The organism is Exiguobacterium sp. S3, from assembly GCF_018617295.1.
GTDB classification, from domain to species: domain Bacteria; phylum Bacillota; class Bacilli; order Exiguobacteriales; family Exiguobacteriaceae; genus Exiguobacterium; species Exiguobacterium profundum.
The window spans coordinates 437,894-450,199 of the sequence record NZ_JACSJW010000001.1; the positions used below are offsets into that span (position 1 = coordinate 437,894).

A 12,306-nucleotide genomic window follows, 5' to 3' on the forward strand; every position below is an offset into this window, starting at 1 on the left:
CTTTAGTAATTGTCAGAACATTAAAATTTGTGCAAAAACACTTACCTGTTTTACAAATAAACCCACTCTTTTTCATCTGATTAGCGATATGATAGTTCTCAATGTGAGTTTATGCTTTAAATTTTACAGGTACTAACAAATTTTAGGGGGTCTATACGTTGTCACGAAAAAAAATCTATTTAAACGCTTCACTCGCCACATGTATCGCCTTGTCACCTGCACTGATTCAAGCTGGAACAACCTCTGTTTCAGCTGAAGCTTCCGTTAAACCGAAACTGGTTCTAGAGAAGAAACAGAAAAAAGTTCGGGTCGTCGTTGAGCTCGTCGGGGATCCTGCCATTGCCGAAGCCGCTCAAAAAGGAAAGAAATTTAATGAATTGTCGAAATCAGAGCAGAATAAGGCACAACAATCTGTTCAATCAGAACAAAAACGTGCCAAGTCCGCCTTGAAGAAACAAGGCGTAACGGCTACACCGATTGAAGAATTCACGACCGTCTTTAATGGCTTCTCTACATTCTTGTCTACAAGTGAAATCGCCAAAGTCGAAGCATTACCTGAAGTGGCGACCGTTCACATTGTCAACGAGTATGAGCGCCCAGAAGTCAAACCGGATATGATCACGAGTAATGGCATGGTTCAAGCCGAACAAACGTGGGGAGATTACGGGTTTGCCGGAGAAGGTACTGTCGTCGCCGTCATCGATTCTGGAATCGACCCTGAGCACCGGGATTATAAGATCACAGACGCCAAAACGGCAGAGTTGACTCAATCTGAAGTCAATCAAGCCATCACATCGTTCGGTCTCCCAGGCGAATACGTCAACGAGAAAGTTCCATACGCATATAACTACTACGATGAGAACAATGACATCAAAGATGATTCACCTGGCGCTTCCATGCACGGACAGCACGTTTCCGGTACAGTTGCCGCAAACGGTGACTTAGAAAACGGTGGGATCAAAGGTGTCGCACCGGAAGCACAAATTTTGGGATTGAAAGTATTCAGTAACGACCCGAACTATGCGTCTACATATGGAGATATCTACATCAAAGCAATTGATGATGCCATTAAACTCGGTGCTGACGTCATCAACATGAGCCTCGGATCAACAGCCGGTTTCGTCGATGCCGATTCTCCAGAGCAACAAGCCGTTCAACGTGCTGTCGACAATGGCATCTTTATGTCGATTTCTGCTGGGAACTACGCATACTTCGGTCACGGATTTGACTTGCCGACTGCTTCAAACCCAGATACGGGCGTCGTTGGGGCACCGAGTGTCAGTCAAGCGTCTACATCGGTCGCCTCTCTTGAGAACGATCAAATTCAATTGGATGCATTCCGAGTCGGTGATGAGAAGATTGGATGGAAGAAACAAGACGGCCCTGCCTTCAAAGAAGGAACATACGACATCGTATATGTCGGAGACGGACAACCGGAGAATTATGAAGGAAAGGACGTAAAAGGAAAACTCGTCCTTGCTGTTCGCGACGGCGGTTACTTCTACTCGCAGATCCAAAAAACAGCTGAAGCGCAAGGCGCAGCAGGTGTCATCGTACGTGGTGCGGTCGGGCACGGCGATTATGTCTCGATGGCTCTCGATCAACCTCAAATTCCGATGGCTTCACTCAGCATCCAGGACGGGAATGAACTGAAAGACAAGTTAGCAGACGGTCCGCTTCAAGTGACGTTTGCCGGTGACCGCATCAGTGTCAATAACCGTTCAGCCGGTGCGATGTCTGATTTCACATCGTGGGGCGTCACACCGAACCTTGACTTCAAGCCAGAGCTTTCTGCTCCAGGTGGCCAAATTTTCTCTACGTTCAACGATAACCAATATGGGTTGATGAGCGGAACATCGATGGCAGCACCACACGTTGCCGGAGGGGCGGCCCTCGTCCTTGAGCGTGTGGACCGTGACTTCAAATTGAGTGGAAAAGCACGTGTCACGATGGCGAAAAACTTGTTACTCAACACGTCGAAGCCTGTCACAGATATCGGACCGTATAACCAAGAATTGAAACAATCACTCCCATACTCACCACGTCGGGCCGGAGCAGGTCTCATGCAATTGCATGCAGCCGTCACCTCTCCTGCTGTCGCATATGAGAAGTCGACAAAAGAAGCAAAAGTCGCTTTAAAAGAGTTGTCGAAGAGCAAAGCATCGTTCACGATCGTCGTCGAGAACACGTCGACTGAATCGTTAACTTATGATGTAGCCGCATCGTTGCAAACGGATCTCGCTGTCAAAAACAAAGACGGAATCGTTCAAAATGCGATGGAAGCGCAAGCACTTCAACAAGCGATCATTAAAATTAACGGATCAAACACAAGTAAAGTCACGTTGAAAGCAAAACAGAAGAAGGAAATTAACGTTTCAATCGATGTCTCGAAAGCAAAAGTGTTGAATCCTGAAACATTGGAAGGCACTGTATCCGCTAAATCTGTCTTTGAGAACGGCTATTTCGTCGACGGATTCCTTCGTTTGACTGATCCGCGCGGTACAGATGGTCATCCATCTCTCGTCGTTCCAATCGTCGGATTTGAAGGGGATTGGGGCAAAGCGCCGATCTTTGACGAGACAATCTATGGAGAAGGCGCATTCTATGGCGTCTCTGGATTGGTGGATGCAGAAGGAAACTACTTAGGTGAAAAACTAGATGAATCTGTGGCTAGCGAAGCGGTTGCCATTTCACCGGATGGAGACGGGTCGAAAGATACGGCTACTCCAGTCTTCTCGCTATTACGCAATGCGAAAGACATCAAATATCGCGTCGTAGATGAGAAAGGGAACGTCCTTCGCACCCTCAAGATGGAAGACGAATTGAGAAAGAACTACTTCGATGGTGGAAGTGGTGATTATTACTATTACGCAGCGGATAACGCTTGGGACGGAAAATTGAATGGGAAGATGGCGCCAAAAGGCACATATTACTATGAAATCGAAGCAAGCATCGATTACATGAAGAAACAAGCTCAAACGATGCGCATCCCTGTCAAAGTAGATTACACAGACCCACGCTTCACGCTTCGTTGGGACGACAACGTAGCAAGCGTCAAAGCGTCGGATGACTTTGCTGGAATCAACGGTATCGAATTCCTCATCAACGGGAAAGTCGTGGCAAAAGAAGCGAAAGCTTCAGCGAACTTCACACTTGAACAGCCGCTCGAGACTACAGATCAGCTTTCAGTTCGTGTGTCAGACAATGCCGGGAACGTGATCACTCGAAATGTTTCAACAGAAAATGATGCGGCCAAACCTGGTATCTTTGTCGATGCACCACTCGCCTTGTCTCCTTACGGTACATCCATCGTTCCATTGATCGGTCAAATCAAGGATGCCTCTGAAATCGCATCGTTCACGGTAGACGGGGTCGACGTACCACTCAAATATGACGTGTCAGCGAAACAATATACGTTCAATACGACACGCACATATAAGGATGGTTTCCACAAAGTCCGCTTTGTCGCAGAAGACACTGCTGGGAACGTGACGAACTTCGTCCGCCCAATCTTTGTCGACTCAACGAAAGCAACATTGTCGGTGACAAACGTACCGAAGAACGTATCGGCTAAACAGAAGTCTGTAAACGTGAAAGTTCAAGTAAAGGATAACTTCGACGAAATCAAGCTTCGGGTCAACGGGGACTTGAAATGGAACTATACGTTGAAAGAACCATACGCGATGCGTGCATTCTCACGCACGGGAACAATCACACTTCCAGTGACAGCGAAAGGAAAGAATACCTTCACGTTCGAAGTGACCGACCTTGCCGGGAACGTCACGAAAAAAGTAATTACAATTAACAAAAAATAAGCGATACAAAAAACGGATGACCTCAATCAGGTCATCCGTTTTTCATGTCATTTGTTGAGTTCAAGCGCGAAAGAAATCGCAGATAATGCATAAAGCGGCGCCGTTTCAGACCGAAGAATGCGTGGTCCAAATGCACATGCAGTCGCTCCAGCCTGAGTCCATTGATTGATTTCATTCATATCGAATCCACCTTCAGGTCCCGTGATGACGAGAAAGCGTTGTTTCGGTTTCAGTTGAGTCAACAGTTGTGCGAAAGCAGACTGTTCCCCTTCTTTTGCCGACTCTTCATACGCGATGATGACGGCATCATAGCCCTCCATTTTCTGATGAAGCTCTTTCGGAGAGATGTAGGAACACGTCGGTACTACGGCACGATAGGATTGTTCAGCCGCTTCTTGCATAATCTTTTGAATCCGCTCCACTTTTTTCGGAGCTTTTTTCCCATCCCATTTGGCGACAGAGCGCGCTGATTCGAACAACAACAGATGGTGAACGCCAAGCTCCGTCGCTTTTTGGGCGACGAGCTCGACTTTGTCCCCTTTCGGGAGTGCATACGCCAAAGTCACCTCGATTGGCAACTCAGTCGTCGCCTGTCGCGATGACGTGACTTTCGCTTCCCCGCTCTTCTTCTCAAGCGATGTCACGACACAGGCATACTCAACACCTGTACCATCCAACAGGACCATCTCATATCCAGGACCTTGTCGTAAGACTGTACCGATGTGGTGGACCACGTCTGAAGGAAGGATCACCGCTTCGCCTTTAAAGGCTTCTTTTGTCAAAAAATAACGTTGCATAACTTACCCCTTCTTGGCGATAATCGCGACCCAGTCTTCCATCACGCGCGTCTCTTCAATCTCAAATCCAGCAGCGACCAAAGCATTCGTCACTTCAGCCCGCTTCTCTCCGATAATTCCAGAGGTGATGAAGCGCCCACCTGACTTCGTACGTGCATAGGCGTCTTCGATGAAAAGGAGAATGACGTCAGCAAGAATGTTCGCTACGACTAAATCGTACTCGCCTTCCACACCTTTCAGAAGATCACCTGTGTCCACTTGAACGAGTTCGCCCACTCCGTTCGTCTCAACGTTTTGACGAGCAGCTTCGACTGCGACCGAGTCTAAGTCTAGTGCCTTTACCTTCGTTGCACCAAGTTTTGCTGCTGCAATCGACAATACACCCGATCCTGTACCGACATCAATGACACGGTCACCTTCCTGGATGTAGTTCTCAATCGCTTGAATGCAGAGCATTGTCGTCGGATGCGTTCCTGTGCCAAACGCCATACCCGGGTCAAGCAAAATCACATTCTCTTCCGGCTGCGGGGTGTACTCTTCCCATAAAGGAACGATGGTTAGTTGTTGCGAAATCTTTACCGGCTTATAATACTGCTTCCAAGAGTGTGCCCAGTCCTCTTCATCGATTTCAGCGACCGTGACGTCTCCAGATCCGATGTCGAGCATCGTGCGAAGTCGTTCGATTTCTTTTTTAAGATTCGAAAGTAAATCTTGAAAATCACCTGAGGCCGGGACATACGCTTTGACGTGTACGCCAGAAGTTGGATACGTTTCACGATCCGAAACGTCCCAAATTTCTCCGAAATGGTCCTCCGCCATCATTCTGTCGAAATCTTCCACGTCCTCGATGACGACACCTTGTGCCCCCACTTCGTGTAGTAAATTGGATACTGCTTCTACCGCAAGTTGTGTCGTGTGGACACAAATTTCAGACCATTTCATCGTTCGTACACACTCCTTTTAGTGACTAAAGAACTTTTTCATTTTTTGGAACATGCCATGTTCCTCTTCGACACCGGACTCTCCGCTAATTTCTTCAAATTCACGCAGTAACTCTTTTTGACGGTCTGTCATGTTTTTCGGCGTCATCACGATGACACTGACATACTGGTCACCATTTGCACCACCACGAACACTCGGCATTCCTTTACCGCGTAAACGGAATTTCGAACCGGTTTGTGTCCCTGCAGGTACTTTCAAGCTCACATTCCCGTGAACTGTTGGTACTTCGATTTCCGCACCGAGAGCAGCCTGGGCGAATGTAATTGGCATATCCATTGCGATGTGTTGGTCGACACGTTCAAAAATCTCATGTGCTCTGACACGAACGACGACGTATAAGTCTCCTGCTGGACCACCGTTCACGCCTGGACCACCTTTACCAGAGAGACGAATCTGTTGACCGTTATCGATACCGGCTGGGATTTTGACCTCGACGGTTTGTTTCTTCTTCACATGACCTGAGCCATGGCACGTCGGACATTTTTCTTTAATCGTCTTACCACTTCCGTGACACTGGCTACATGGACGCTGATTGACCATACGACCGAGAATCGTGTTCTGTTCGACCGTTTCGACGCCGCTACCGCCACATCGATTACACGTTTCCGGTTTCGTGCCCGGTTTTGCTCCACTTCCCATACACGTGTCACATTCTACTTCGATTTCGAGTTCAATCGTCTCTGTTTTACCTGTGACACTTTCCATAAAGTCGAGATCGACGACGTACTGGTAGTCTTCACCGCGACGTGGTGCATTCGGATCTTGACGGCGCCCACCACCTCCAAAAAACATGTCAAAGATATCTCCGAAGCCGCCTTGGAAGTCACCGCCTCCTCCGAACTGATTGGCCCCTTCGAAACCGAATCGGTCATACTGGGCCCGTTTCTGTTCGTCTGAGAGTACTTCATACGCTTCACCAATCTCTTTGAACTTGTCGGCAGCATCTGCTTCTTGGTTGATGTCCGGGTGATATTGACGGGCTAATTTTCGATATGCCCGCTTGATGTCTTGTGCTGAGGCCGACTTGTCGAGCCCGAGCACTTCATAATAATCTCGTTTCGCCACTATTCTCGCTCCTATCCTCACTAACTACGTATCGATTTTACCGATTCTACCTTAACACGGAAAGAGCCAAAGCAGAAACCTGCTTTGGCGCTCTCCTTTACAACGGCTGTTTATTTACGGTCGTCGAGATCCTCAAACTCTGCGTCCACGACATTATCGTCTTGTTTCGCTTCCGCTTGTGGTTCTGCGCCTTCAGCACCTTGCTGTTCAGCCATTTTAGCATATACTTTTTGCGTCAACTCTTGAACGACAGCTGACAATTCGTCTTTGGCTGTACGGATCGCCTCAAGGTCTGAACCTTCGAGAGCAGTTTTCGCTTTTTCTTTCGCAGCTTCTGCTTTTTCTTTGTCCGCCTCTTCTACTTGCTCACCAAGATCTTTGATCGCCTTGTCTGTCGCGAAGACGAGTTGGTCTGTTTCGTTGCGAAGTTCTGCTTCTTCTTTACGTTTGTTATCTGCTTCTGCGTTCGCTTCGGCTTCTTTCACCATACGCTCGATTTCAGCTTCATCGATACCTGAAGATGATTGGATTGTGATCGATTGTTCTTTGTTCGTACCGAGGTCTTTCGCCGATACGTGAACGATTCCGTTTGCATCGATATCGAATTTAACTTCGATTTGTGGCACACCACGTGGTGCTGGTGGAATATCCGTCAATTGGAAGCGACCAAGTGTCTTGTTGTCTGGTGCCATCGGACGTTCCCCTTGAAGAACGTGGATGTCAACAGCAGGCTGGTTATCGGCTGCAGTCGAGAACACTTGTGATTTCGATGTTGGGATTGTCGTGTTGCGATCGATGAGTTTCGTCATCACGCCACCCATTGTCTCGATTCCAAGTGAGAGTGGAGTCACATCGAGAAGAACGACGTCTTTCACGTCTCCAGCAAGAACTCCACCTTGAATTGCTGCACCAAGTGCAACGACTTCATCCGGGTTTACCCCTTTGAACGGCTCTTTCTTCGTGAAGTCGTGGATTGCTTTTTGAACAGCAGGGATACGTGTCGAACCACCAACGAGAATGATCTTGTCGAGGTCAGATGGTGTGAGTCCTGCGTCTTTCAAGGCACGGCGCGTCGGTTCCATTGTGCGTTCGACAAGGTCAGCCGTCAATTCTTCAAATTTCGCACGTGTGAGTGTCATCTCCAAGTGGAGTGGCCCTGCTTCACCTGCTGTGATGAACGGAAGGCTGATATGTGCGCTTGTGACACCTGAAAGGTCTTTCTTCGCTTTTTCAGCAGCATCTTTCAAACGTTGAAGTGCCATCTTGTCTTTGCCGAGGTCGATGCCGTTCTCTTTTTTGAACTCTGCAACGAGGTAGTCGATGACTTTTTGGTCGAAGTCATCTCCACCGAGACGGTTGTCACCAGCTGTAGCGACAACTTCGAATACACCGTCACCAAGCTCAAGGATGGAAACGTCAAACGTACCACCACCGAGGTCATAGATCAAAATCGTGTGGTCTTCGCCTTTATCAAGACCGTAAGCGAGTGCCGCAGCTGTTGGCTCGTTGATGATTCGCTTGACATCAAGACCAGCAATCTTACCAGCATCTTTTGTCGCTTGACGCTCCGCGTCGTTGAAGTATGCAGGAACTGTGATGACGGCTTCCGTGACTGTTTCACCGAGGTAGTCTTCAGCATCTTTTTTCAACTTTTGCAAAATGATTGCCGAGATTTCTTGTGGTGTGAATTTCTTGCCGTCTACGTCGACTGTATGTGACGTTCCCATGTGACGTTTAATTGATTGGATCGTATTCGGGTTCGTGATGGCCTGACGTTTCGCGACCTCACCTACTTGACGCTCTTCTCCTTTGAATGCAACAACCGAAGGAGTCGTACGGTTACCTTCTGCGTTCGAGATGACGACTGCTTCGCCACCTTCCATTACTGCCACACATGAGTTTGTTGTCCCTAAGTCAATACCGATAATTTTACCCATCGTTTATTCCTCCGTCTCGTTAAGTAGTATTATTCTGCAACTTTTACCATGCTCGGGCGAATGACTCGACCGTGCATCGTATATCCTTTTTGAAGCTCCATCGTCACGATACCTGACTCGAACTCATCGCTCGGTTCTTGCATGACTGCTTGATGGAAATTCGGGTCGAACGGCTGTCCGACTGCTTCAATCACTTCGACTTGCTCAGCATTTAATACGTCAAGCAGTTGACGATGAATCATATCGACTCCTGATTGAATCTGCTTCGCATCCTCCGAAGTTGCGTTTACTTGAAGTGCACGCTCAAAGTTGTCAATAAGCGGAATCAATTTTTCAATGACAGACTGTGAAGCAAACTTGACGCGTTTGGCGTTCTCTTCGTTCGTCCGACGACGGAAGTTGTCAAAGTCGGCACGAATCCGAAGCTCGCTCGCTTTCAATGCTTCGATTTCTTTTTGTAAGTCCGTCCCCTCAGAACTTTCTTCCACAATCTCAGCATTTAAAACCTCATCTTCATTTGATTCAGTCGACTCATTCTCTTCTGTTTGTGTCGAGTCTACAGATTTTTCTTCAAGCACGTCATCTTGTTCATGCCCGTTTTGGTGATCTGCTGTCATAGTAAAACTCCTTTCCGTCACTCATCTAGTTTCGTTCGTCGCAACGCTTCGATAATTTGTCCCATCATTTGGACACCATGACGGTAATTCATACGCGTTGGACCAATCATAGCGATTGTACCGAATGTTTTTCCGTCTAGTGTATAATCCGAGGTGATGACACTACAATTTTGAAGGGCGACAATTCCGTTCTCGCTCCCAATGCTCACATAAATCTCGCGATTTGGCAACGATTCGAGCCAGTGTGTCAATCGTTCTTGCTCATCAATCCATTCTAGGAATGGACGTAACGTGTCGAGCGTCTGAAACTCGGGTTGGTTGAAGATTTTCTTCTTGCCACCCAAATAGAGTGAGGATGGCGTCTGTATTCCGACCGTTGATTGAATCAGTTGCATCATGTTCTCGTACTGCTGTCGCTGAGCAAGTTGCAATTTGGCAACTTCTTCGCCGATACGGATTTTCAATTGTCCGATTGGCGTTCCGACAAGGCGGTCGTTCAGTAGTCGAATCGTTTCCTCGATGACGTTTGGAGCGACACGCGATTCAAACATGACAGTACGATGCTCGACATGACCTTGATCCGTGACGATGAGAACAACACCACGCCGCTCGTCTAATGGCATAAAGTCCACACGGGCCAACGTTTCCATTTGGCTATTTGGACCGAGGGCGACCGTCGTATAATTGGTCAAATCAGAAAGGAGATCTGCAGCTTGTCGAATCAGGATTTCAGACTCTTTTGAAGATTGTTTTAACCGTTCTTCTAGTCGACCGGTCTCCCGTTCGTCGATAATTTGTTTCTCGACGAGATGGTCCACATAATATCGATAGCCGACCTCTGACGGGATACGACCTGCAGAAGTATGCGGTTTTTCAATCAGCCCCATGTCTTCCAAATCGGCCATATCATTCCGAATCGTTGCTGAACTAAACGTCAAATCGTCCCGTTTCGACAACGTCCGCGAACCGACCGGCTGAGCCGTCTGGATGTAATCATCAATGATGGCTCGAAGAATGAGCAATTGTCGATTTGTCAGCACAACATCACTCCTCTCTGAAAAAGTTACCCCGCTTTATTAGCACTCATATTTAACGAGTGCTAATCACACTTCAAATATTATCACGTTCTCACTATTTGTCAATTCATACACTCGGATTTTTTCACCTTTTTTCAAGTTGGCAAACCTATGAAATGAAAATAAAAACTCATTTCGTTATGATAGAACGTGAGGTGATTACATGTTTACAACAAAACAATTTAATGTATTTAAACAAGAAGGACTCGACGAGCGAATGTCTGGCATCCGTTCGGATATTCAACCGCTCTTCCATCGGATTTATGACGAAGTCGGGCCAGGGCTTGAGGCTGATGTCGGTATCCCTCTTTATTTACATGTGGCGAAGCACGCTCGTCGGACAGTGAACCCACCTAAAGATACGTGGATGGCGATCTGTCACGACAAACGCGGGTACAAAAAACATCCACACTTACAAGTTGGGCTCTTCGACGATCGTGTCTTCATTTGGCTTGCGTTCATCTATGAGATGCCGAACAAAGACGCCATCGCGAAACACCTGCAACAAATCGATTTGAAATCAACATTCTCTGATTTCCATATCGCGGGCGACCATATGAAAAAAGAAGCGTTTCTTGTTGAGGATACGTCAAACGAAGACATTCAATCACTACTTGAACGATTCGGCACTGTTAAAAAGGCTGATTTCTTGATTGGTCGTCAACTTCCTGCCGATGCATCGATTCTTCAAAACGAAGACGCGTTCCTTGCATTAGTCGAAGACACGTTCGGTCGCCTTACACCGCTCTATCGAGATCTCGTCTTATAATAAAAAAATGGACAAATCCTCACGAAGGACTTGTCCATTTTTTTATGAATCAGCATGTTCAAGTTTTGCTTCTCCAATAAAGGCTGCAAATGCTTCATTGGCGAGTGGCAAACCGGATGCCGTTAGACGGATATGTGTACCCGTTCGTTCAATCAGTGACTTCTTCACTAACTCTTCGATGACGTGACCGAACACATCATCGAGCGACACTCCATACTTCTGTTCAAACGTCTGAAGCGAGACCCCGGAACGCATACGCAGGCCGAGGAAGAGCTCTTCTTCCATTTTTTCCACTTCTTCCAGCTCGGTCACCCGTTTCACAGGGATGCCTTCTGCTTTAATATAGTGAGGAATCGGAGCGATATTGGCGCGACGTGTCCCGTTTAAATAACTATGCGCACCGGCTCCGAATCCATAGTACTCTTCATTGCGCCAGTACACTTGATTGTGACGGCTCTCCCGACCAGGCAAGCCATAGTTGGAGATTTCATATTGTTGGAGACCATGGCGTTCAAGCGTCTCCATCACTTTCAAGTACATTTCGACTTCGACATCTTCTCCCGGTAAACGGAGCTTCCCTTTTCGATCTTGAATCGCAAAGACGGTATGCGGTTCGAGAATCAACGAATAAGAGGATACATGTTGAATCGGTAATTTAAGCGCTAGTTCTAAATCACGGTCAATTTGTTCAAGTGTTTGTTCCGGAAGACCAAACATCAGGTCAATCGAGATATTGTCAAAGCGTTTTGCCGCTTCACTTACCGTCTCGAACACATCATCCGCTCGATGCGTACGGCCGATGCGCTCCAGTCCACCATCATCAAACGTCTGGACACCGAAACTGAGCCGGTTGACGCCACCTGCTTTCATCGTATCAAGCTTTTCCGCACTCACAAAGTTCGGGTTCGCTTCGACAGAATATTCGAGGTCATCTGACGCGAGTGGCAGAAGGTGTTGGCGGACCATATCCATCAGGCGCGCCATCTGCTCCTCATTGAGCGCGGTCGGTGTCCCGCCTCCGATAAAGATGGTATCAATCCGCTCTGTCGGAAACGCCTCGAGCGTCAATACCATCTCTCGTTCTAATGCATCTAAATAATCATCAACAGGCTGATTTTTTAAAAACACCTTGTTGAAATCACAGTAATAACAAATATGTTCACAAAATGGAATGTGAAGATATACGGCTTTAGCCAATTTCGGCCACCCCTTTCTTCTCATTCCATTT

9 protein-coding genes are annotated in these 12,306 nt (G+C 47.3%); 2 read left to right on the forward strand and 7 right to left on the reverse strand.

Annotation, left to right across the window (positions count from 1 at the left end; translation table 11 throughout):
* The first annotated feature begins 158 nt into the window (after positions 1 to 158).
* Complete coding sequence (locus KNO65_RS02375; protein WP_214781511.1) at positions 159 to 3,815, forward strand: S8 family serine peptidase; 3,657 nt, start codon at positions 159 to 161, stop codon at positions 3,813 to 3,815.
* Positions 3,816 to 3,862: 47 nt separating this feature from the next.
* Here the strand turns inward: KNO65_RS02375 and KNO65_RS02380 are convergent, their stop codons facing one another.
* The 6 genes from KNO65_RS02380 to hrcA form a co-directional block, all read right to left on the reverse strand.
* Entirely contained in the window at positions 3,863 to 4,612 is a 750-nt protein-coding gene (locus KNO65_RS02380) for a 16S rRNA (uracil(1498)-N(3))-methyltransferase (RefSeq protein WP_214781514.1), read from the reverse strand.
* Positions 4,613 to 4,615: 3 nt separating this feature from the next.
* Entirely contained in the window at positions 4,616 to 5,554 is a 939-nt protein-coding gene (gene prmA / locus KNO65_RS02385; protein ID WP_078147163.1) for a 50S ribosomal protein L11 methyltransferase, read from the reverse strand.
* Between the two features lie 18 nt (positions 5,555 to 5,572).
* Positions 5,573 to 6,679 carry a molecular chaperone DnaJ gene (dnaJ, locus tag KNO65_RS02390; protein ID WP_012726665.1) on the reverse strand — a complete coding sequence of 369 codons (1,107 nt, stop codon included), beginning with the start codon at positions 6,677 to 6,679 and terminating at the stop codon, positions 5,573 to 5,575.
* Positions 6,680 to 6,789: 110 nt separating this feature from the next.
* Positions 6,790 to 8,616 carry a molecular chaperone DnaK gene (gene dnaK, locus KNO65_RS02395; protein ID WP_159562505.1) on the reverse strand — a complete coding sequence of 609 codons (1,827 nt, stop codon included), beginning with the start codon at positions 8,614 to 8,616 and terminating at the stop codon, positions 6,790 to 6,792.
* A gap of 29 nt (positions 8,617 to 8,645) precedes the next feature.
* A complete protein-coding gene (grpE, locus tag KNO65_RS02400; RefSeq protein WP_074036578.1) occupies positions 8,646 to 9,233 on the reverse strand; it encodes a nucleotide exchange factor GrpE in 588 nt (195 codons plus the stop codon).
* Positions 9,234 to 9,250: 17 nt separating this feature from the next.
* Positions 9,251 to 10,273 (reverse strand): heat-inducible transcriptional repressor HrcA, encoded by a 1,023-nt coding sequence (hrcA, locus tag KNO65_RS02405; protein ID WP_214781516.1) that lies wholly within the window; start codon positions 10,271 to 10,273, stop codon positions 9,251 to 9,253.
* Between the two features lie 199 nt (positions 10,274 to 10,472).
* Between hrcA and KNO65_RS02410 the strand changes: the two genes are divergently transcribed.
* A complete protein-coding gene (locus tag KNO65_RS02410; RefSeq protein WP_214781518.1) occupies positions 10,473 to 11,078 on the forward strand; it encodes a DUF1054 domain-containing protein in 606 nt (201 codons plus the stop codon).
* 42 nt (positions 11,079 to 11,120) lie between these two features.
* Here KNO65_RS02410 and hemW read toward each other — a convergent pair whose 3' ends face one another.
* Positions 11,121 to 12,275, reverse strand: coding sequence for a radical SAM family heme chaperone HemW (hemW, locus tag KNO65_RS02415; RefSeq protein WP_214781520.1), 1,155 nt, complete (start codon positions 12,273 to 12,275; stop codon positions 11,121 to 11,123).
* Positions 12,276 to 12,306: the final 31 nt, after the last annotated feature.